At 69.2% G+C, this 19713-nt stretch carries 25 protein-coding genes; 11 read left to right on the top strand and 14 right to left on the bottom strand.

The genetic code is table 11. The features are described 5' to 3' along the window. The first annotated feature begins 56 nt into the window (after positions 1–56). On the top strand, positions 57–599 hold the full coding sequence (locus ABFX45_RS15085) for a copper resistance CopC family protein (RefSeq protein ID WP_346130426.1): 543 nt from the start codon (positions 57–59) through the stop codon (positions 597–599). Here the strand turns inward: ABFX45_RS15085 and ABFX45_RS15080 are convergent. Together ABFX45_RS15080 and ABFX45_RS15075 are read right to left on the bottom strand one after the other, a co-directional pair. Then, positions 510–1733: an RNA polymerase sigma factor gene (locus ABFX45_RS15080; RefSeq protein ID WP_109636080.1), complete on the bottom strand. Its 1224-nt coding sequence runs from the start codon at positions 1731–1733 to the stop codon at positions 510–512. The genes ABFX45_RS15085 and ABFX45_RS15080 overlap by 90 nt on opposite strands. Continuing rightward, positions 1733–2080 (bottom strand): YciI family protein, encoded by a 348-nt coding sequence (locus ABFX45_RS15075; protein ID WP_109636473.1) that lies wholly within the window; start codon positions 2078–2080, stop codon positions 1733–1735. Before ABFX45_RS15075 ends, ABFX45_RS15080 begins: the two co-directional genes overlap by 1 nt. Positions 2081–2140: 60 nt before the next feature. Between ABFX45_RS15075 and ABFX45_RS15070 the strand changes: the two genes are divergently transcribed. Beyond that, positions 2141–4369 carry a PEP/pyruvate-binding domain-containing protein gene (locus tag ABFX45_RS15070; RefSeq protein ID WP_346130423.1) on the top strand — a complete coding sequence of 743 codons (2229 nt, stop codon included), beginning with the start codon at positions 2141–2143 and terminating at the stop codon, positions 4367–4369. 45 nt (positions 4370–4414) lie between these two features. On the opposite strand, the gene ABFX45_RS15065 is transcribed toward ABFX45_RS15070, so the two are convergent. Both ABFX45_RS15065 and ABFX45_RS15060 read right to left on the bottom strand, forming a co-directional pair. Next, positions 4415–4708: an HPF/RaiA family ribosome-associated protein gene (locus ABFX45_RS15065; protein ID WP_112225968.1), complete on the bottom strand. Its 294-nt coding sequence runs from the start codon at positions 4706–4708 to the stop codon at positions 4415–4417. 144 nt (positions 4709–4852) lie between these two features. Continuing rightward, a complete protein-coding gene (locus tag ABFX45_RS15060) occupies positions 4853–5320 on the bottom strand; it encodes a TlpA family protein disulfide reductase (protein WP_346130421.1) in 468 nt (155 codons plus the stop codon). 163 nt (positions 5321–5483) lie between these two features. Here ABFX45_RS15060 and ABFX45_RS15055 point away from each other — a divergent pair, with 163 nt between their 5' ends. Continuing rightward, positions 5484–5933 (top strand): hypothetical protein, encoded by a 450-nt coding sequence (locus ABFX45_RS15055; RefSeq protein ID WP_211337276.1) that lies wholly within the window; start codon positions 5484–5486, stop codon positions 5931–5933. A gap of 45 nt (positions 5934–5978) precedes the next feature. Here ABFX45_RS15055 and ABFX45_RS15050 read toward each other — a convergent pair whose 3' ends face one another. Further along, positions 5979–6095, bottom strand: a complete 117-nt coding sequence (locus ABFX45_RS15050) for a hypothetical protein (RefSeq protein ID WP_346130635.1) — start codon at positions 6093–6095, stop codon at positions 5979–5981. Between the two features lie 268 nt (positions 6096–6363). On the opposite strand from ABFX45_RS15050, the gene ABFX45_RS15045 reads away from it, so the two are divergent. Then, positions 6364–6876, top strand: coding sequence for a lytic polysaccharide monooxygenase auxiliary activity family 9 protein (locus ABFX45_RS15045; RefSeq protein WP_109636068.1), 513 nt, complete (start codon positions 6364–6366; stop codon positions 6874–6876). Here the strand turns inward: ABFX45_RS15045 and ABFX45_RS15040 are convergent, their stop codons facing one another. The 6 genes from ABFX45_RS15040 to ABFX45_RS15015 form a co-directional block, all read right to left on the bottom strand. Then, positions 6877–7287: a DnaJ family domain-containing protein gene (locus ABFX45_RS15040; protein WP_346130418.1), complete on the bottom strand. Its 411-nt coding sequence runs from the start codon at positions 7285–7287 to the stop codon at positions 6877–6879. Next, positions 7284–8204, bottom strand: coding sequence for a prolyl aminopeptidase (gene pip / locus ABFX45_RS15035; RefSeq protein WP_346130416.1), 921 nt, complete (start codon positions 8202–8204; stop codon positions 7284–7286). Before pip ends, ABFX45_RS15040 begins: the two co-directional genes overlap by 4 nt. A gap of 14 nt (positions 8205–8218) precedes the next feature. Further along, the gene (locus ABFX45_RS15030) at positions 8219–9184 is read right to left on the bottom strand and encodes a hypothetical protein (RefSeq protein ID WP_346130414.1); all 966 of its coding nucleotides are present in this window, start codon (positions 9182–9184) and stop codon (positions 8219–8221) included. 51 nt (positions 9185–9235) lie between these two features. Beyond that, the gene (locus ABFX45_RS15025) at positions 9236–10432 is read right to left on the bottom strand and encodes an MFS transporter (protein WP_170154895.1); all 1197 of its coding nucleotides are present in this window, start codon (positions 10430–10432) and stop codon (positions 9236–9238) included. Positions 10433–10556: 124 nt separating this feature from the next. Beyond that, on the bottom strand, positions 10557–10706 hold the full coding sequence (locus ABFX45_RS15020) for a LuxR C-terminal-related transcriptional regulator (RefSeq protein WP_346130411.1): 150 nt from the start codon (positions 10704–10706) through the stop codon (positions 10557–10559). A 66-nt stretch (positions 10707–10772) separates the two neighbouring features. Further along, the gene (locus ABFX45_RS15015; protein ID WP_346130409.1) at positions 10773–11762 is read right to left on the bottom strand and encodes an ABC transporter substrate-binding protein; all 990 of its coding nucleotides are present in this window, start codon (positions 11760–11762) and stop codon (positions 10773–10775) included. Positions 11763–11841: 79 nt separating this feature from the next. On the opposite strand from ABFX45_RS15015, the gene ABFX45_RS15010 reads away from it, so the two are divergent. From ABFX45_RS15010 to ABFX45_RS14980, 7 genes are all read left to right on the top strand, one after another. Then, on the top strand, positions 11842–12189 hold the full coding sequence (locus tag ABFX45_RS15010) for a hypothetical protein (RefSeq protein ID WP_346130407.1): 348 nt from the start codon (positions 11842–11844) through the stop codon (positions 12187–12189). Positions 12190–12288: 99 nt separating this feature from the next. Next, a complete protein-coding gene (locus ABFX45_RS15005; protein ID WP_109636047.1) occupies positions 12289–13356 on the top strand; it encodes a PLP-dependent cysteine synthase family protein in 1068 nt (355 codons plus the stop codon). After that, a complete protein-coding gene (locus ABFX45_RS15000) occupies positions 13353–14543 on the top strand; it encodes an MFS transporter (RefSeq protein ID WP_346130404.1) in 1191 nt (396 codons plus the stop codon). Before ABFX45_RS15005 ends, ABFX45_RS15000 begins: the two co-directional genes overlap by 4 nt. A 32-nt stretch (positions 14544–14575) precedes the next feature. Continuing rightward, positions 14576–14893: a hypothetical protein gene (locus ABFX45_RS14995; RefSeq protein WP_109636044.1), complete on the top strand. Its 318-nt coding sequence runs from the start codon at positions 14576–14578 to the stop codon at positions 14891–14893. Positions 14894–14943: 50 nt separating this feature from the next. After that, the gene (locus tag ABFX45_RS14990; protein ID WP_170154894.1) at positions 14944–15090 is read left to right on the top strand and encodes a hypothetical protein; all 147 of its coding nucleotides are present in this window, start codon (positions 14944–14946) and stop codon (positions 15088–15090) included. A 64-nt stretch (positions 15091–15154) separates the two neighbouring features. Further along, the gene (locus ABFX45_RS14985) at positions 15155–16126 is read left to right on the top strand and encodes a C40 family peptidase (RefSeq protein ID WP_233441952.1); all 972 of its coding nucleotides are present in this window, start codon (positions 15155–15157) and stop codon (positions 16124–16126) included. Positions 16127–16390: 264 nt separating this feature from the next. Continuing rightward, entirely contained in the window at positions 16391–17335 is a 945-nt protein-coding gene (locus ABFX45_RS14980) for a C40 family peptidase (RefSeq protein ID WP_346130401.1), read from the top strand. Between the two features lie 275 nt (positions 17336–17610). Here the strand turns inward: ABFX45_RS14980 and ABFX45_RS14975 are convergent, their stop codons facing one another. The 3 genes from ABFX45_RS14975 to ABFX45_RS14965 all read right to left on the bottom strand — a co-directional run bounded on the left by ABFX45_RS14975 (position 17611) and on the right by ABFX45_RS14965 (position 19708). Then, positions 17611–17913, bottom strand: coding sequence for an iron-sulfur cluster biosynthesis protein (locus ABFX45_RS14975; protein WP_109636039.1), 303 nt, complete (start codon positions 17911–17913; stop codon positions 17611–17613). A 92-nt stretch (positions 17914–18005) separates the two neighbouring features. Beyond that, the gene (locus ABFX45_RS14970; protein ID WP_211337275.1) at positions 18006–18650 is read right to left on the bottom strand and encodes a hypothetical protein; all 645 of its coding nucleotides are present in this window, start codon (positions 18648–18650) and stop codon (positions 18006–18008) included. Positions 18651–18748: 98 nt separating this feature from the next. After that, on the bottom strand, positions 18749–19708 hold the full coding sequence (locus ABFX45_RS14965) for a zinc-binding alcohol dehydrogenase family protein (protein WP_346130399.1): 960 nt from the start codon (positions 19706–19708) through the stop codon (positions 18749–18751). Between the last annotated feature and the right edge of the window lie 5 nt (positions 19709–19713).

The raw sequence follows: 19713 nt of genomic DNA, 5'->3' as shown, positions 1-19713 counted from the left end.
ACCTGTCTAATCCGATAGGGAACCCCGTACAGCAAGTGTGCCATTACGCTGCGCACGTGAGGCGTTACTTCAGCGCGCTCGTGCTGGCACTGCTCGCCGCGACGGTTGTGGCCGTCCCCGCGCAGGCCCACGCCGAGCTCAAGAGCAGCAATCCGGCGTCCGGCGCGGCACTCGACGCGCCGCCCCAGCAGATCGAGCTGACGTTCAGCGACGTCATCAGCCTGCCCGACGGTGACGCGGTCACCGTGACAGGGCCCGACGGTGCCAAGTGGCCCGTCACGCAGACCCACGCCGCCGACAGGACGATCACGGCGAAGGTCGACGCCGCCGCGGCGAAAGCGGGTGCTCACACGCTCGAGTGGCGAGCCACGGCCGACGACGGTGACGTCATCAGCGGCAAGTTCACCTTCACGCTGAACGTGGCCGCGCCGACCTCCGGAGCGCCGACGTCGTCCGTGACGATGAGCGCACCGGTGTCGAACGCTCCCCCGGCGACCACGCCGGCCGAGTCAGGTGGCGTGCCCGCCTGGCTGTGGGTCGTGGTCGGGCTGATCGCGGTCGTCGGCGCGATCCTGCTGGTCCGCCGTCGCAAGACCTAGTCGTCGCGAGATGAGGTCGCGTTCGGCCGGGTGCTCCGCCCGTTCGAGCGCGGCCTTCAGCGCCGCAGACGGGTCTTCGCCGAGCCGTTTCAGCAGATCAGCGCGGACGGCGTGGAACAGGTGGTAGCGGTCGAGGTCGAGCGCGTCGACTTCTTGCAAGGCTGCGGCCGGTCCCTCGACCTCGGCGAGGGCGACGGCGCGATGCAGGGCCACGACCGGGCTGGGCATGATCGCCAGCAACTGGTCGTAGAGCGCCAAGACCTGATGCCAGTCGGTCGGCGGATCGCTGTGCACGGCGTTGATGGCGGCCTGGATCTGGTACGGCCCCGGCCGGTTCCAGCGCAGGCAGCGCCGCACGATGTCCTGGCCCTCCGCTATCAGCTCCGCGTCCCACCGCGACCGGTCCTGGTCCTCGAGCAGCACCAGCGAACCGTCCACGACGCGAGCCTCCTGGCGTGAGGCGACGAGCAGCATCAACGCGAGCAGCCCCCACACCTCTGGTTCGTCCGGCATGAGCTGGGCCAGCACGCGCCCGAGCCGCATCGCCTCCCCTGTGAGCTCGGCCTTGTCGAGGTAGCCTTCGTTGAAGATCAGGTAGATGACCGCGAGCACTGCCTTCAGGCGTTCGGGCAGGTCGGCGTCACGCGGCACCCGGTACGGGATGCGGGCCGCGCGGATCTTGCCCTTCGCGCGCACGATCCGTTGCGCCATCGTGGGTTCGGGCACCAGGAACGCCCTGGCGATCTCCGCCGTGGTGAGACCGCCGAGCAGCTTCAGCGTCAGCGCGACCTGGGCCTGCAGCGCGAGCGACGGGTGGCAACAGGTGAAGATCAGCCGCAGGCGGTCGTCCGGCACGTCTCCCACCTCCTCCTCCGGTTCGTGCTGCAGCAGCGCTGCCTGCGCGTGCTTCTCGCGGCCCTTGGTCTCGCGGCGCAGCCTGTCGATGGCGCGGTTGCGGGCGGTGGTGATGATCCAGCCCGCTGGTGCCGGCGGGACGCCCTTGACCGGCCACTGTTCGGCGGCCGTGGCGAAGGCGTCCTGCACCGCCTCCTCGGCGAGGTCGAGGTCGCCGAGGACGCGGGTCAGGACGGACACGGCGCGGCCGTACTCCGCACGGAAGATCTGCTCGATCATCAGTAGGCGATGGGCCTGACCTCGATCGACAGCGGGGCCAGCACGGTGGCGAGCTTGCGGCCCCACTCCAGTGCCTCGTCGAGGTCAGCGGCCTGGATGACCGTGAAGCCTCCGATGTGCTCCTTGCCCTCGGTGAACGGGCCGTCGGTCATCAGCACGTCGTCGTCCTTCGCCCTGAGCACGGTCGCGGTCGACGGCGGGTGCAGGCCGACCGCGAACACCCACGCGCCCTTGGCCTGCATCTCCTCGTTCAACGCGGCCAGGTTCGCCATGATCGGGTCGAGCACCTCGGGCGGCGGGACCTCACCGTCGGGCTGGTAGATGCTGAGCAGGTACTTCTGGGTCATGGTGGTCTCCTTTCGCCCTTTGTACGAACGCGGCCCGCCGGTTTCGACAACCATGGCGACATGATCCCGTTGATCCTCCCGCTCGACGACTCGGCCGCAGGCCTCGCGACGGCCGGGGGCAAGGGCGCCTCGCTCGCCAGGCTCGTCCGGGCAGGGCTGCCGGTCCCCGCGGGGTTCTGCCTCACCACCCGCGCCTACCGGGAACGGTCGATGGAGGGCGTGCTGGAGGCGTTCCGGGAACTCGGCGGGCCGGTGGCGGTGCGGTCGTCGGCGACCGCGGAGGACCTGCCGGGGCTGTCGTTCGCCGGGCAGCACGACACGGTGCTGAACGTGACCGAGGACAACCTCTTCGACGCGATCCTGCAGTGCTGGGACTCGCTGCGGTCTGACCGCGCCGTCGCCTACCGCGAGCGCAACGGGATCGAGTCCGCCGAGATGGCCGTCGTCGTGCAACGGATGGTGCCCGCGGACGTGTCCGGCGTGCTGTTCACGGCGGATCCGGTGACCGGGCGGGCGGAGCCGGTGATCAACGCGGTGCGCGGGCTCGGTGAGGCGCTCGTCAGCGGCGAGGCGGACACCGAGGAGCTGCTCGACGACGCCCGGAAGCGCGAGCTGATCGCGTTCGGCGAGCGGATCGAGGCGCTGCACGGGACACCGATGGACGTCGAGTGGGCGTTGGCCGGCGGCGAGTTCCAGATCCTGCAGGCACGGCCCATCACGTCGTTGCGGGTGGAGTGGAACGACACCCTCGACGGCGACTACCTGTGGTCCAACGGCAACGTCGGCGAAGCGATCCCCGAGGTCATGACGCCGGTGACGTGGTCGCTGGTGAAGGTGCTGTCGAGCATGACGATCGGGCCGCACCGGATCTCCGGCAACATCGGCGGCCGCTTCTACCTCAACCTCAGCACCTACACCGCGCTCGGCACGGCCATCGGCAAGGCCGACGAGATGATGCGGTCGGGCGCGGAGACGTTCGGGCGCATCCCGGCCGGGGTGACCGTGCCGCCGCTGCCGATGTCCCGGCTCGCGATCATCGGCGCGGTGCTGCGGTCCGCCGGTGAGCCGCTCAAGCAGCAGATCCTCTACCGGACACGGCTGCCCCGGCTCGTCCGCGACAACCCCGCCCGGTGCGCCGCCGCGCACCAGGCGATCGCCGGGTGCACGACGCCGGCCGCGTTGCTCGACCTGTGGCGTCGCGACCTCGACCAGCTGTTGCGGTTCGTCTGCCCGGTCCTCGACGCCGGTGCGCGGATGGTCTCGGGCGGACCGGCGGCGTTCCGGCGCGAGCTCGTCGAGCTGGTCGGCGAGGAGGACGCGGCGACGTTGCTGACCGGGTTCCACGACGGCACCGGGCTCGCGAGCGTCGGGCCACTGGTCGGGCTCGCCCGGTTGCGGTCGGGAGAGATCGACCGGGACGAGTTCGCCAGGACCTGGGGTCACCGGTGTTCCAGCGAGTTCGAGATCTCCGCGCCGCGTCCGGCAGAGGATCCGGAGTGGATCTCGCGGCAGCTGGCGACGCTGGCCGACCCCGAGGCGTTGCTGGAGCGTCAGGCTTCCGCGCGTGCGGCCGCGTGGGATCGGCTGGTGGCCGCGCATCCCGCGAAAGCTGCCGGGGTCCGCAAGCAGCTCGGCCGGATCGGGGCGGGCGCGCGGGCACGGGAGCAGGCGCGGTCGGAGATGGTGCGGGCGTTCTGGGTCATGCGGGCGTTCGTCCTGCGAGCCGGCGAGCTGACGTCGTCCGGTGAAGACCTGTTCTTCCTGCCGATCGACGACGTGCTGCGCGTCCTGGACGGTGAGACGTCGTTGTTGGACCGGGTGCACGCGCAACGGCAGGCCTACGAGCGGTATCGCGCGCTGCCGCCGTATCCGGCGGTGATCCGCGGCCGGTTCGATCCGGAGTCGTGGGCGGCCTCACCGAACCGCCGAGCCGACCTCTACGACGCGACGACCGACGTGCCGATGCCATCGGACGTCACGGGTTTCCCGGGCTCGGCGGGTGTGGTCGAGGGCATCGCCAGGGTGCTGGCCAGGGTCGAGGACGGTGAATCGTTGCAGCAGGGCGAGATTCTCGTGACCACGGTGACGAACATCGGCTGGACTCCGCTGTTCACCCGTGTCGCGGCGGTCGTGACGGACGTGGGTGCGCCTCTCTCGCACGCGGCGATCGTGGCGCGGGAGCTGGGAATTCCGGCGGTGGTCGGGTGCGGCAACGCCACGACGAGGATCGCGACCGGAGATCGGGTCGAGGTCGACGGGGCACGGGGCACCGTGCGGAAGGTGTGCTGAACCCACCACCCGTCCGCCGCCGGGTGGTGGTTCGGCACACCGAGGTCAGTTGTGCACGGGCACGCAGCTGTGCATCGAGACGAGCTGACGCCGCATGCGTTCCCGCAGCAGGTCGATCACCTCGGTGACCGTGTCCGCCTCCGCGTACGCCTGCACCTCGACCCACTTCAGGTCGAGCCGGGCGTGCGCGTGGATGACGGACTTGTCCGAAGTCAGGTTGACCCAGGCGAAGTCGACCCGGTCGGGCGCGTACCGGTCGAGCGAACCGATCCGCGCAGACGCGTAGTCCCTGGCCTGCTCGGGAATGGACTCCGCGAGCGAGACCTGGATGTAGTCCATCGACACCTGCCTCCTCAAGGCAACGCGGCATCGTCGCGTGGCCTGTTCGACGGTACGAAAGCGATCGCAACGCCGAACGGGGCGTTGGTCCCGACAGCGCAGGGTCTTTCTCCTGGAATGGCGCGGCCGGTGGACCTGGGGATGTCACTGGACCAATGCAGAGACCCGCTGGTCGAGCTGTTCTTCGGTGGGGGCGCCGGTGAGCAGTTCCACCGAGCCGTCACTGCGGACGAACGCGAACGTCGGCTGAGCGGTCACCCCGAACCGCTTCCACACTGAGCCGTCGAGGTCGGCCAGATGCGGGAACCCGGTCATCCGGTGGTCGGACACGAACTTCTTCATCGCGTCGAGCTGGTCCTCCGCCGCCACGCCGACGAACTGGACCTTGTTGTGGCGCTTGGCGACCTCGGCGACCTTCTCCGCCTCCGCGTTGCACGACGGGCACCACGGCGTCCAGAACCACAGCACGGCGGGCTGGCCGACGAGCTTGTCACCGCGGAACTCCGCTCCCTCCAGCGTCTTCGCGGTGAACTGGAACTTCTCCGGGGCGGGCGCCTTCTCCGCGCACCCGGCGAGCAGCAGGACTCCCAGCAGTACTCCGAGGATGCGCATGGGCTCCTCACCTCCTGTCTGGGCGTACGGCCTTGCGCCTCCTCCGGTTCAGCCACCACGCGCGGCCGATGACCAGGACCACCGCGAACGGCCACGGGCCCAGCGCCCCGACGATCTGCGCGAGCGTGGACTGGAACCGTCCGGCGCGATTCCGCAGCCGTACATGGACCAGAGGCTCTTCGGGACGGCCAACCCGGCCGTCATCACCAAACCGGACAGACAGTGGTTGGCAGCCGTTCCACCCCTGCTCGTCTACGTGATCGTCGGCCTGGTGATCGGCTTCGAGTCGCTCGGCATTTCCGCTGCCGGGCGAGATCGTGCTGGTCACGGCCTCGCTGCCGGCGTCGCAGCACGACCACCTGAGCCCGTTGCGGATCGGCGTGTGGGCGAGCGCCGGCGTGGCCTGGATGGGCGGCAGATTCCCCAAGCACTTAGGGGAAACGCAACTCAGCCATGCTCGTCGCGTGTTCCAGAAACGCGGCGCGTGGGCCGTTTCTTCGGCCGTTTCGTCGCTCTGCTGCGCATTCTCGCTGGGCCGCTGCACATGAACTGCGGCAAGTTCCTGGTGGCCAACGCCGCGGGTGGCGTGGTGTGGGCGGCGTTTTCGTGGTGAAGCGCCGCCTGGCCAAGGCGGCAGAGGATGAACCCGCCGAGGAAGTCATGCCTGTGCAGCCCAGGCCGCGATCTGGGCGCGCGACCGCACGCCCAGCACGGTCTTGAGGTCGCGCACGTCCGCCTCGACGGTCCACAGCGACACGTGCAGCCCGTCCGCGATCTGCTTTGTTGGTCAGCCCTTCCGCGACCATCGCCGCGACCCTGAGCAGTCGTTCCTCGTGCCAGAACAACGGCCCGAACGCGATCTCCTCGGCCTCGTCCCCTGGATCGCCCATTTCGGTGTTGTACAAAGCTGAGCAGTCGTCGTTTACCTGACCGATCTGTCAGACACACCTTGTGGCCCCCCGATTACGCGCGGTATGGTCTAGACCTTCAACCGCCGCCGCGATGTAACGCACGCAAAGCAACATCAAGGCAAAGGAAGTCACATGAAGAATCGACCCAGGCTTGCTGCCGCATTGGCAGGTGTTCTGGCTGCACCGTTGGTCCTCGTGGCTCTCCCCACCGGTACGGCGTTCGCGCACGGCTACGTGTCGTCGCCGGCCAGCCGCCAGGCGCAGTGCGCGAGTCGCACGATCTCCTGCGGCGCCATCCAGTACGAGCCCCAGTCGGTCGAGGGGCCGAAGGGCCTCAAGAGCTGCCACGCCAACCTGCAGCAGTTCGCCGAGCTCAGCAACGACAACAAGGGCTGGCGGGTCCACAACGTCGGCTCCACGGTGACGTTCAACTGGACGTTCACCGCACGGCACCGCACGCGCGACTACGACTACTTCGTCGACGGCAGGAAGGTCGCGAACTTCAGCGGCAACAACCAGCAGCCGCCCGCGACGGTGTCGCACAAGGTCAACGTGCCGAAGGGCAAGCACAAGGTGCTCGCCGTGTGGAACATCGGCGACACCGCGATGGCGTTCTACTCCTGCATCGACGTCAACGTGAGCTGATCACCGATCGGTGCGCGAGGTCCCCTTCCGCTCACGCACCACCGCGTCGGCGTCGAACGGCATGAGGTTCAACGGCGGGCCGGACAACGGTTTCCGCAACGCGTCGAGGACCTTCGCGTTCATCGCCTCGATGATCGCGCGCGCCTCGGTGTCGGTCTCGGCCGCCAGGGCACGGGCCTTGGCGGTCTCGGCCTCCCTGCGCAGGACCAGGGAAGAGGGCAACCCTGTCGTGCCCTCTTCCTCCCGCACCTTCTTCCTGATCCACCAGTCTTCTTCCAGCGGCTCACCCGCGCCGGGCAACGGTTTGCCCGCGCTCGGCAGGCCGTCGAACTCGCCGCGTTCCTGGGCTTCGCGGATCTGCCTGTCGATCCACGACTCGAAGTCCATGCCGTGCGGTTTCCGTTGTGTCATGGGGAAAACCTCCTGACCGCGGTGTGGACCGCCTCGACGAACGCGGGGCTGCCCTTGTGGCCGGCGTCGTCCACAAGGGTCAGTTCGGCGTCCGGCCACGCCCGCGCCAGCGCGTACGCGGTGTCCGCCGGGCAGCTCAGGTCACGACGGCCGTGGATCAACGCGGCCGGGATGCCCGCGAGCTTGCCGGCGTCGCGCAGCAGATCGTCGACGAATCCGAGATTCGCGTAGTAGTGGGCGATGATCCGCACCATCGCGATCACGTCGTCACCCACGTGGCTGCTGAAGACGTCCGGCTTTCCGTGGTTCTCCAACGACAGCACGGTGTCCTCCCACCGGCACCACTCGGCGGCAGCCTGCTCGCGGACCGCTCGATCCGGGTCCTCCATCAGGTCCGCGTACGCACGCACGACGTCCGGCGCGTTGCCGACGTGTGCGCTGAACCTCTCCCACGCCTCGGGGAAGAACCGGGAAACGCCCTTGTACAGCCAATCCAGCTCACGGGCAGACGCGAGGGTGACCGCGATGAGGATCATCTCGGAGACGCGTTCCGGGTGGCGCTGCGCGTAGGCGACGCCGAGCGTGGTGCCCCACGAGCCGCCGAACACGAGCCACTTCTCGACACCGAGATGCTCGCGCAGCTTCTCCATGTCGGCGATGAGGTGCTCGGTCGTGTTGACGCTCATGTCCACGGCCGGGTCGCTCGCGTGCGGCAGGCTCCGGCCGCAGCCGCGCTGGTCGAAGAGCACCAGCCGGTACCGGCCCCCGGCGAGTGCCTTCCGCGCGTTGACCGAGCAGCCCGCGCCGGGCCCGCCGTGCAGGTACACGGCGGGCTTGCCGTCAGGATCACCCACGACCTCCCAGTAGACGCGGTTGCCGTCACCGGTGTCGAGAAGGCCGTGGTCCAGAAGCTCCATGATCTTCAGGGTAGCTAGATCTTCAGGGGCTTCCAGTTCAGTCCGGCGTCATCGGTCCGGTACACCTCGGCGAACTGCTGACCAGGACCACCGCGCACGAGGGCGGCGTGCCGCGCGTCGGAGAACGCCAGGTCCTCGAACGGCGGTCCGCCGAGCGTGAGCAGCGTGTCCCACTTCTCGCCGGGACCGCGGTGGACGAACGACCAGTCGCGCCCGGTCGCGGCCACCAGCGCCGCTTCCGGTGAGATGGCGAAGCCCGTCGTGATGCCCTCGCGTGGCGGCACGCTGATCGTCTTGAACGGCCCGCCCTCCGACCTGCGCAGCTCCTTGGTCATGTTCCCGAAGCCGGGATCGAAGCTGCACAACGCGTACCGGTCGGTGCCGACCGTGCCGAGCCGGGTGGCCGACACGTCCGTGCACGGCGCGGGCTCCTCCATCCAGCCCGACGGCGACCGGGTCCAGTACCGGTTCTCCTCGCCGACCCGCGCCAGCGAGACGTGGCCCGGCGCGATGTCACCGAACGCCCGGCCCTTGACCTCGATTCCCGGCACCGGCTGCCACGAGCCGAACCACAGCTCGCGGTGGAACAGCCTGCTGGACGTGCCGTCGTAGATCACCGCCAGGAACCCGGAGGCCTCGAACCCCAGGGCCCCAACGGTTCCCTTGACGCCGGACGGCTCCCAGCGGGTGCCGCCGTTGCTGGTGACGAACAGCTGCTCGCCGTCGGTCACCATGCCGGCGGCGTCGTTCACGAAGAGCACTCGCAGCCGGTCCGACTCCGGGACCGACAGCGCCGGTGTCCTCACCCGAGTCCACGACGAGCCGCCGTCGAGCGTGCGGACGAGCTGCGGGCATTTCGCGGTCTGGCACAGGGTGTCGAGGCCCAGCACCCAGCCGCGGTCAGCGGACACCCACGACGTCGACGCGGGCACGACCCCGGTGCCCGCGTGCGCGACGGAAGTGGTCAGTCCGGTCAGCAACAGTGAAACGACAAGGACAGCAATGCGTTTCCCCCACATCGCCTTCTCCCCTCAAGAGGCTGATTCCCACTCAACACCTCTTGCGCGTGAAGCGGCAACCACCCATCCCGCCACCAGCACACCCGCGCCACCGCTGAGCACGAACGTCAGCTCGGGACCGACCGCGTCCAGCAGCAGACCACCGCCGATGTACGAAATCGCCGCAGCCACACCGATTCCGCCGTAGAAGTTGGCGAACACCCTGCCCGTCCGGTCAGCCGGGGTGAGCTTCTGGATCAGCGTGCTGTGCGCGATGTCCATCGCCGCGATGCCCAGCCCTCTGACCGCCTGCAGCACGAACGCCGACGCCACACCCCACGCCAGGCCGGTGAACAGGTTGCCCGCACTGCTGACGACGAACCCGGTGACCAGCAAGGTGATCATGCTCAACTTCGTGTTCCTGCCCAGCAGCGCGAACCCGGCCAGCAGACCAATGCCCACCGCGCCGAGGATGACGCCCGCGGCGCTGTCGGAGGCGTGGAACACGTTCTTGGTCAGCTGCAACACCGCGACGTCGTCGATCGCCGTGCACGCCACAACCCCGCAGAAGCCGAGGAAGATGATCCTGAGGGGCCGGTTGCCCCAGATCTCCTTCAGACCTTCCTTCGCGTCCTTGAAGACCGTGCCGTTGGTCTCTGCCGGCAGTTTCAGTCTCGGCAGCCTCAGCAACAACAACGCCGACACCCCGAAGCTCACGGCGTCCACGAGCAGCACGCCCCTGGTGTCCATGAACGTCAGCAGCAGCGCGGCCAGGAGCGGCCCGATCACGTCCGCGCTGTTGGCGCCGAGACCCAGCGCGGCGTTCGCTTCCCCGAGCTGCCGGGGTTCGACGAGACTCGGCACCGCGGCCCGCGAGGCCGGGATGAAGATCTGCCCGAGCACCGCCCTGACGCCGACCAGCACGAGCAGGACGGGCAACGGCGGCAGGGTGAACGCGATGACCGCCAGCAGCACCCCTTGAGCCGCCTCGCACGCGATCATGACCGTGCGCCGGTCGAACCTGTCGCTGATGACACCCGTGAACGGGCTGAGCAACGACGGCGCGAAGTCGCCCACCAGCAGCAGCGCCGCCACCGCGACGGCCTTCCCCAGCACGGACTGCACGTGCAGCATCAGCGTGACGAGGCTGAGCGCGTCCCCAACGACGGAAACGACCCGCGCGGTGCTGAGCACACGCAACGGGCCGTTGTGTTTGAGGAGGGTCAGCACACGGCCATGATGTCCGCGCCTCGGTTCCCCCGCCATCGAGTTTCAACGACAGGTGGAAGCCCCCCGGCGAGACCCGGTTTGAGCCGCGGACGCGGTCACGAGCAGAAGGTGTACCGCGGAAGTTTCAGCTGCCCGGTTTCAGCAGGCCGGACTTGTGGGCGGCGGCCACGACCTGAGCGCGCGACGACAGTCCGAGCTTGGCCATCGCGCGGTTGAGGTGCGTCTTGACGGTGGCTTCCGAGAGTGGCCGGGCGGCCAGGCGTGCCGAGATCACTCACACGATTGTCCGGCAGCCCGGTCCGCACGACCGTCTCAACAGGATCGAATCACCCGACGATGGCTACTTCAGCACGGCGTCCAGCTGGTCCGCCAGCTTGTTCATGATCTTGGCGTAGGAGGCGTGACTCAGCGGGGCCACCGCGTTCCACTCCACGAACCGGCCGGCCTGCACGGCGGGCAGCGCCCGGAAGACCGGGTGGCCCTCCTTCATCTGCTCCGGGTTGAGGACGTGCTGACGGGTGTCCCACATGATCACGTGCTCTTTGTACGTAGCGGAGTTCTCCCACGACAGCGACTGGAAGTAGCCACCGCCCTCGGCATCCGGCTTGTCCGGCGTGAGCAGCGGCAGGCCGAGCTCCTTCGAGTACCAGTCGAGGTCGGGGTTGCGGGCGGGCACCGCGACGTAGAAGAGCTTCGGGTCCGCGCCGACGACCTGGATCTTCTGGTTGGCGGCCGTCATCTTCCTGCCGATCACCCTGAGCCGGTCCGCGGCCTTGGTGAACGCCTCCTCGTCCGCCTTCACCTTGGCCGACTCGGTGTCGGCGCCCAGCGCCTTCGCGAGCTCGCGGAAGCGCTTGATGCCGTCAGGCAGCTGGATCTTCGACTGTCCGATGCCGACGGTCGGGGCGACCTTGAGGACCTTCTCCTCGAACTCGGCCGTGAGGTGCCAGAGACCGGTGACCTCGGGATAGTGGCCGGCCACGACCAGGTCGGCGTTCAGCGCGGCGAACTTCTCGAAGTCGATCTCGCCGTAGCCGGGGCCGGTGATGTCGGCGACCTGGCCCGGGTCGATGCTCCCCGCCTCCGGGTCGGTGCTGCCGTCAGAACGCTTGAGCGGCCCGAACGTGCCGACGACGTTGATCCCGTAGTCCTTGAGCGCGCCGGCGGCGGACACCTGCGCGACCACGCGCTCCGGCCGCTTCGGCGCGGTGACCTCGTTGCCGCGGTCGTCCTTGAACGACCACTGGCCACCCGACTGCTCCGTTGGAGCGTTCCCACCGCACCCGGCCACTAGGCCGAGCAGCAGAACCGCGGCGACTGTCCTGCGCACCTGTCCACCTCCTGAGTTTAGCCTTACCTAACCTAGCAAGAGGCTTTACAAGATCCGCGACACCGGTAGGTTGGTCACCGTGCGGAACGAACTGACGACAGTGCGCCGTACTGCCGTCGCCATCGCGCTCGCGTTGCTCGCCGTTTTCGCGCTGCACCCGGCCTGCCCGCCCGAGCCCGCCTACCACGGCGCGTTCACGCCCGGCATCTCCGGGGAGTTCTGCCACCACGGCGACGCCCATCATCTGTCCGCCGCCGCACCCGCCCAGGCCGCCGTTCAGGCGAGCGCCGCCTCCCTCACCGCGCCGGAGGCGGACGTCGTGCCCGTCACGCGTCCCGCCGCCGCGGCGCAGTCGTGCCCGTGGCGCGCCGAGCCCTCGCGCTCCGGGCGAACACTGCTGTTCGACCTCGGCATCTCCCGGACGTAGGCCGGCCGTCTTCCGCGTGCCCCGGCAGGACCTTCCGCGGTCCTGCCGCGCTGCCGCGCGCTCTCCCGACGGCCTGTCACTTTCTTCCGAGGGACTCCCATGTCTGTTCCGGTTCTGGACCGCAACACGCCCGCCGGCATCGTCGGCAACACGCCCGTGCTGTGGATCGACGAACTCTCCCGCACGTCCTCGTCCGGCTTCTGGGCGAAGCTCGAAAGCGCCAACCCCGGCGGTGGCATGAAGGACCGCGCCGCCCTGCACATGGTCGGCCGCGCCCTGGAGCGCGGTGATCTCCTTCCCGGCGGCCACATCGTCGAGTCGACCAGCGGCACGCTCGGCCTCGGCCTGGCGCTCGCCGGGGTCGTGCACGACATCCCGGTCACGCTGGTGACCGATCCCGGCCTCGAACCGATCATCCGGCGGATGCTGCGCGCCTACGGGGCCACCGTGGATCTCGTGGAGAGCCCGCATCCGACCGGTGGCTGGCAGGAGGCGCGGCGCGAACGCGTGGCCGCCCTGCTGTCCGCGTTGCCCGGCGCCTACTGCCCCGACCAGTACAACAACCCGGACAACGTGGCCGGGTACGCACCGCTCGCCCACGAGCTGGCCGCGCAGCTCGGTCACGTCGACGTGCTGGTGTGCGCGGTCGGCACCGGAGGCCACTCCGCCGGCGTGGCCTCGGTGCTGCGCACGCACTTCCCGTCGTTGCGGCTGGTGGGAGTCGACACGATCGGCTCGACGATCTTCGGCCAGCCGGCGCGGACCCGGCTGATGCGCGGGCTCGGGTCGAGCATCTTCCCGCGCAACGTCGACTACCCGGCGTTCGACCAGGTGCACTGGGTCAATCCCGGCGAGGCCGTGTGGGCCTGCCGGACACTGGCTTCACGGCACTACGCGAGCGGTGGCTGGAGCGTTGGCGCCGTTGCACTTGTGGCGTCCTGGTTGGCGCGGACCTCGGCCGCCGGGACGCGGATCGCCGCGGTGTTCCCCGACGGCCCGCAGCGGTACTTCGACACCGTCTTCAGCGACGAGTACTGCGCCGGTCACGGGTTGCTGGACGTGGTTCCCGCCGCGGACCCGCTGGAGATCTCTTCGCTGGGAGAGCGTGAAGTGCTGTCGTGGACCATGTGCCGGTCCGTTGTGGACCCGCTGGCGGTGACGGTGTGATCACACAGTTCCGGTCGTTCGACCGCAGCGTGCAGTTGTTGCTGCTCAACCAGTTCAGCATCAACGTGGGCTTCTACATGTTGATGCCGTACCTCGCGTCGCACCTGTCGGTGACGCTGGCGCTGGCCGGGTGGGCCGTCGGGCTCGTGCTGGGAGTGCGGAACTTCGCACAGCAGGGCATGTTCCTGATCGGTGGCACGCTGGCGGATCGCCTGGGGTACAAACCGTTGATCGTGGCGGGCTGTGCGCTGCGGACCGGTGGGTTCGCGTTGCTCGGGCTCGTGGACGGGTTGCCGGCCCTGGTGATCGCCTCGGCGGCCACCGGGTTCGCCGGGGCGTTGTTCAACCCGGCCGTGCGCGCGTACGTGGCCGCGGACGCGGGCGAACGGCGGGTCGAGGCGTTCGCGCTGTTCAACGTCTTCTACCAGACCGGGATCCTGGTGGGCCCGTTGATCGGGCTCGCGCTGACCGCGGTGGACTTCCGGCTGACGTGCCTGGTGGCGGCCTTCGTGTTCCTGGTGCTGACCGTCCTGCAGTGGCGGTCGCTGCCGGCGCGCGCCGGTACGGCTTCCGGCTCGGTGCTCGCGGACTGGCGGGCGGTGTCGGGAAACCGGCGGTTCGTGCTGTTCGCGCTGGCGATGACCGGGTCCTACGTGCTGTCGTTCCAGGTCTACCTGGCGCTGCCGCTGGCTTCCGGGTCGGCGGTGCTGACGGCCGTGCTGTTCGCCGTGTCGGGCGTGCTGGCGGTTGTGGGCCAGATGCGGGTCACGGCGTGGGCTCGCGTGCGGTTCGGCCCGGACCGGTCGCTCGCGATCGGGATGCTGGTGCTCGGGCTGGCGTTCCTGCCCGCGATCTTCGGTGGGTGGGCGGGGCTGGTGCTGTGCGCGGCGCTGCTCGCGCTGGGCACGATGGTGGTCTTCCCGTTCGAGATGGACAAGATCGTCTCGCTGGCTGACGACCGGCTCGTGGCCACGCACTACGGCCTCTACCACACCGTTGTGGGCGTCGGGATCCTGCTCGGCAATCTGCTCACCGGAATTGCGTTCGACGCCGCTGCGCGCGCGGGTGTGCCTTGGGTTCCCTGGCTCGCTCTCACGTCGGTGGGACTCGGGTGCGCGTGGGCACTGAAAAAACTGGCGTCCCGTGTCGATTCCGATGTCGATTCCGGGCTCGCTCACTCGACGTAGAGGCAGAGGCAGGTAACGGATCGGAGGACGCCATGATCGCCAATCTCATCGCGACGCTGGTCGAGGAAGACCTCGCGGAGGACGACGGCGTGCTGGCGCCCGACGACCGCCTGACCTGCCACGTGCACGGGAGATGGATCCACCAGTGCGTCTCGTCGCCCGTGCACGTCAACCCGGTCACGCGACACCGCTGGTGCCGCGGCTGCGACGCCGAGCTGGGCGTGGTGGTCGACGAGCTGGCCGGCGTTGTCGCGATGCGCTGCCCCCGCTGTGGGCGCGGGGGCAGCGCCGCCACCGCCCGCCTGATCGCCGCCTGCCGTGCCTCGATCGAGGCACGGCGGGCCGCCTGATCGGGTAGTTCTCGATCTTGTGGGCGGTTGGTCCGGTTAGGTTGGTTTGCGTGATTTCCCGCATCGCCGCTGCCGTCGCCGCGGCTCTCGTGACCGCCACGCCCGCCTCCGCTTCCGAGCTCGTGGACGTGGAGGTGGAGGCGTTCAACGACACGACCCTCGTCGAGGGGCCTCTGGTGGCGACACCTGAAAGGTGAACCCCGTCAGCTGTTCGGCCGTACGCCTCCTCAGAAGTTGTTCCCGACTCTCTGAGGAGGCCGCGTGCCCGGCCGACGTGCTGCAAGGACGACCGCTCTGGCCGCCGTAGTCGCCGCGACGGTGGTGTCGATGCCTTCGGCACACGCTCAGCCCGCCGCTGACGCGCTGAAGGAGTACACGGAGCTGACGCATCACGCCGAGAAGCTCACCCAGGACCACCTCAAGGCCACGGGTGACCTCGCGAAGGCGAACGCGATCGTCGGCATCGCGACGGAGGCGGAGAAGAAGGCCCTGGCCGAGTCCGAGCAGTTCCGCGGCCAGGTCGACCTGCTGACCGAGGCGACGTTCGAGGGTGCGCGGTTCAACGACCTGTCGGCGTTGCTGACCAGTTCGTCCCAGCAGGACTTCCTGAACCGGATGCAGGCGCTGAACATGATCGCCGCCGACCAGAACGAGGCGGTGTCGCGCCTGGACGCCACCCTGTCGGCGGCCAGGAAGGCGCGGGCCGATGCCACCGCCGCCGCGAACGCCGCGGACAAGCTGGTCAAGGACGTGACGGTCCGCAAGACGGCGATGGACCAGCAGGTGGCGACCGCACGGTCCAAGTACCAGTCGTTGTCCGTGCCGCAGAGGCAGACGCTGGCGGCCACCGGCCCCAAGGTCACCGCGCCGGTACCGGCGGGCGCGGCCGGGGTGGCGCTGAACTTCGCACTGGGAGAGCAGGGCAAGCCGTACGTGTTCGGTTCGAACGGACCCGGCTCGTGGGACTGCTCGTCGCTGATGCAGGCCGCGTACCGGGCGGCCGGAGTGTCCATTCCGCGCGTCACCTACGACCAGGCGAAGGTAGGCCGCGCAGTGGGTCGCGGCGAGGTCGCGCCGGGAGACCTCATCATCTACTACGCAGGTCAGTCGCATGTGGCCATGGCTGTGGACGGTGTTCGCGCGGTGCACGCGTCCACTGAGGGCGTGCCGGTGAAGGTGGCGAACATCGACTCCATCGGACCCATTTCGGTGATCCGCCGGGTTGTCGGGTGACGCTTCTCTCCCACCCCGCGATAAACCAACGTGAGCGACTGTGAGAGCGTGCTGATCGGTGAACTGTTGAGGACCCGGTGGTAGACGAACACAAGGTCGTTCCGTAACCTGTCCGAGACCTTCGGCCCAGCAGTTAACCCACTCGGGGCACACGCCAAGGTTGCCGCCTCACGCGCAGTAGTTCTCGCGGGGCGGCTGCCAGGAAAAAGGAGGAACCGCGACGTGGTGTCGCACCCCTCACGCCGTACCGTGCGTGGAGCGCTTGTGGCGACGGCGGCTGTCGTCGCGGCCGCACTCCCCACGACCCCGGCCACCGCACAGCCTTCTGCCGCGGACGCGCTCGCGAAGTACAACGAGCTGTCCGAGAAGGCCTCCAAGCTCAACCAGGACCACCTGAAAGCCCAGGGCGACCTCGCGGCCAAGCAGGGTGAACTGGACAAGGCCAAGGGCGACCTCGCCAACGCCCAGAAGGCCGAGGAGTCCCTCCGCGGTCAGGTGGACCTCCTCACCGAGGCCACGTTCGACGGCGCGCGCTTCAACCAGATCTCCGCGCTGCTCGTGAGCGACTCGCAGCAGGACTTCCTCAACCGCATGTCGGCCATCAACATCCTCGCGGCCGACAACGCGGACGCGCTGAAGAAGCTGCAGGAGGCGGTCGACGCCGCCGACAACGCGACGAAGACGGCCAACGAGGCCACTGAGACCTCGAAGAAGCTGCTCAGCGAGATCGAGCAGAAGAAGGCCGACCTCGACAAGCAGCTCGCCGAGGCACAGGCGCAGTACCGCTCGCTGAGCGCGTCGGTCCGGAACCAGCTGAGCCAGGCCGGCGACATGTCCAACATCTCGGTCCCGGCCGGCACCGCGGGCAAGGCCCTGGAGTTCGCCCTCGCCCAGCGCGGCAAGAGGTACGTCTACGGCTCCAACGGCCCGGACACCTGGGACTGCTCATCGCTGATCCAGGCCGCGTACCGCTACGCGGGCGTGTCCATCGGCCGCACCAGCTACGCCCAGGCGGCCGCCGGTCGCCCGGTCAGCCGCGGTGAGGTCAGGGCCGGCGACATCATCGTCTACTACTCCAGCCAGTCCCACGTGGCCATGGCGGTGGACGGCATTCGTGCGGTGCACGCGTCCACCGAGGGTGTGCCGGTGCGCATCGCCGACATCGACTCGATCGGCCCGATCAGCGTCATCCGTCGCATCGAGGGCTGACACTGCGCTTGTGTGAACGCCCCCTTCCCGGTTCGGGGAGGGGGCGTTTCGCGGGATGGCGGCCAGAACCTCGGGCTTCGTCGCGGAAGCACGATCCAGGCGTCAGCTGGGCGGTCAGGTCCTGACCGTCCCCTGACGGCGGCAGCACGAATCGGGCCGGACCTCTCCCCTGCGAGAAGGCCGGCCCGATTCGCGGTTCCGGCGCAGGACACAGCCCCGCCCGAGCGCGGGGCGGGACAGCCGGAGAGGACTCGCGCCGGCAGCGGCGCGGAAGGTCAGGCCGTGGGGTCCTGGCGCGCGATGGCGAAGGCCGGGTTGCCCTCGGCGTCCTGGCGCACGTCGAGGACCTTGTCCTCCAGGTACTGGGCGGCAGCCGGTTCCATGATGACCTTGGCGCCCGCGTCGGCCGTGACCACCTGGTCGCCGTCCGCCGCCTCGCTCAGCGACAGCTCCAGCGCTGCCTGGCTGTTGTGGTCAGCGGCCAGGGCGAAACGCAGACCGACGTCGTCGGTGGTGCCCTCTGACTGCGACGTCAGCTCGTTGATGACCTCGGCAGCCATCGGCGTCACTTCGAGCATGTCGGCCCCTTCAGCAGGAAACAAGAAACTCGTCCGGTGTTCCCTGCACTCGCCGGATTCAACCACCATTCACCGAAGACGCACGTGAACGCCTACGCAACTCGATGGGCCGGACGTGTCACCTCGTTTCGGACATGGCCGCACGCCGAGCACACGCGCGGTACCGGGATCAGTTCGGCGACCAGGCGCCACGAGTCCGCGAACGACGGGGCCTCCTGGCCCGGCACCAGCAGGCTGTCGAGCACCTCCTGGCGGCGCCGGCCCTTCTCGCGGCTGCGTTCCACCGGGTCGCGGCGGTGGGCCAGAGCGCGAGACTCCGCCCGCGCGCGCTCGCCCTCCGACGTCAGCGCGCTGCGGGAGCGCGGCGCGTGCAGAGCGGCGTTGCGACGGTTCACGCGGTACCACTCGCCCAGCGACACACCGGCTAAAGGCGGGCGGGCGAGGCGCGCGCCGTCCGCCGTCCACACCATCAGGCGCGCTCGCAGGAACTCGTGGGCCACCTGCGAGCGGGAGCGAGGCCTGCCCTGGCGCGTGCCGTCCGGGCGGGTGTCGACGGCCACCAGCAGGGCGTCGACGCTCCAGCCCGCCTTGAACCACGGCTCCAGCAGGCGGCGGATCCACCGGCGGTCCGCATCCGGCCACGAGGCTCGCACGCACAAGGATTCGACCGCGATGTCGACGTCGGCATTGGTCGACGGCACCACGCGGCCCGGCCAGCGACTGGGATCGATCTGCATCTGAACTGACCTCCCATAGCACACACGAACACCTGTTCGACATGGTGCCACGCAGGTCTGACAAAAACTGAATACCTGGCCTCTGACCAGGCAAAACATCAGGCCACCAACACCGCTGCACCCGTCACCCTGCCCACGCGGAGGTCCGACAGGGCCAGGTTCGCCTCGGACAGCGCGTACGGCTGGACGGCCACCGACAGCCGGTGCGAGGCGCAGAACGACAGGAACTCGGCGGCGTCGGCACGCGTGTTCGCGGTGACCGACCGGACCTGCCGCTCCTGGAACAGGTGCCGCTCGTACGACAGCACCGGCACGTCGGACAGGTGGATCCCGGCGATCACCAGCGTCCCGCCGCGGTCCAGCGCCTCGAGGGCAGGCGGCACCAACGTGCCCACCGGCGCGAACAGCACCGCCGAGTCCAGCGGCACCGGAGGCACGTCTGCGGAGGCCGACGCCGCCCCCAGCGACAGGGCCAGGTCGCGAGCGGCCGCGGACCGGGTCACCACGTGCACCTCGTACCCGCGCGCGACGGCGACCTGCGCGGCCAGGTGCGCGGACCCGCCGAACCCGTAGATGCCCAGCCGCCCGCCGTCAGGAACCTCAGCCCGCTTCAACGCCCGATAGCCGATGATCCCCGCACACAACAACGGCGCCAGAGACTCGCTCGAATACCCGGTGGGCAACCGAAGTGCATAAGCAGCGGGAACGACCGCATAAGACGCATAGCCACCGTCAGCGTCCCACCCGGTGTACAGCGACGACGGGCACAGGTTCTCTGCACCGCGCAAACAGAACCGGCAAGAGCCACACGTGTGCCGCAGCCAGGCGATGCCGACCCGCTCCCCCACGACGAAACCGCCAGAAGCGACGACAACCTCACCCACGACCTGATGCCCCGGCACCACCGATGGCCGATGTACGGGCAGATCTCCGTCCACCACGTGCAGATCGGTCCGGCACACCCCGCAGGCGAGCACCCGCACCAGCAACTCCCCCGGAGCGGGTGACGGCACCGGCACGTCCACGGGCCGCAGCGGCGTGGTCTGCCACGAAAGCACGATTC

Origin of the sequence: Lentzea roselyniae, from assembly GCF_039537795.1 — a bacterium.
Classification (GTDB): Bacteria; Actinomycetota; Actinomycetes; order Mycobacteriales; family Pseudonocardiaceae; genus Lentzea; species Lentzea atacamensis.
The sequence above is the reverse complement of the archived record's forward strand: the minus strand, read 5'-3'. Positions and strand labels throughout refer to the sequence as shown.

Coding starts and splice junctions, on each gene's coding strand:
- ABFX45_RS15055 (WP_211337276.1), top strand. CDS start 5,484: ATGGACCAGAGGCTCTTCGGGACGGCCAACCCGGCCGTCATCACCAAA.
- ABFX45_RS14995 (WP_109636044.1), top strand. CDS start 14,576: ATGATCGCCAATCTCATCGCGACGCTGGTCGAGGAAGACCTCGCGGAG.
- ABFX45_RS15080 (WP_109636080.1), bottom strand. CDS start 1,733: ATGATCGAGCAGATCTTCCGTGCGGAGTACGGCCGCGCCGTGTCCGTC.
- ABFX45_RS15065 (WP_112225968.1), bottom strand. CDS start 4,708: ATGGACTACATCCAGGTCTCGCTCGCGGAGTCCATTCCCGAGCAGGCC.
- ABFX45_RS15075 (WP_109636473.1), bottom strand. CDS start 2,080: ATGACCCAGAAGTACCTGCTCAGCATCTACCAGCCCGACGGTGAGGTC.
- ABFX45_RS14970 (WP_211337275.1), bottom strand. CDS start 18,650: ATGCAGATCGATCCCAGTCGCTGGCCGGGCCGCGTGGTGCCGTCGACC.
- pip (WP_346130416.1), bottom strand. CDS start 8,204: ATGGAGCTTCTGGACCACGGCCTTCTCGACACCGGTGACGGCAACCGC.
- ABFX45_RS15045 (WP_109636068.1), top strand. CDS start 6,364: ATGAAGAATCGACCCAGGCTTGCTGCCGCATTGGCAGGTGTTCTGGCT.
- ABFX45_RS15070 (WP_346130423.1), top strand. CDS start 2,141: ATGATCCCGTTGATCCTCCCGCTCGACGACTCGGCCGCAGGCCTCGCG.
- ABFX45_RS15005 (WP_109636047.1), top strand. CDS start 12,289: ATGTCTGTTCCGGTTCTGGACCGCAACACGCCCGCCGGCATCGTCGGC.
- ABFX45_RS14975 (WP_109636039.1), bottom strand. CDS start 17,913: ATGCTCGAAGTGACGCCGATGGCTGCCGAGGTCATCAACGAGCTGACG.
- ABFX45_RS15040 (WP_346130418.1), bottom strand. CDS start 7,287: ATGACACAACGGAAACCGCACGGCATGGACTTCGAGTCGTGGATCGAC.
- ABFX45_RS15060 (WP_346130421.1), bottom strand. CDS start 5,320: ATGCGCATCCTCGGAGTACTGCTGGGAGTCCTGCTGCTCGCCGGGTGC.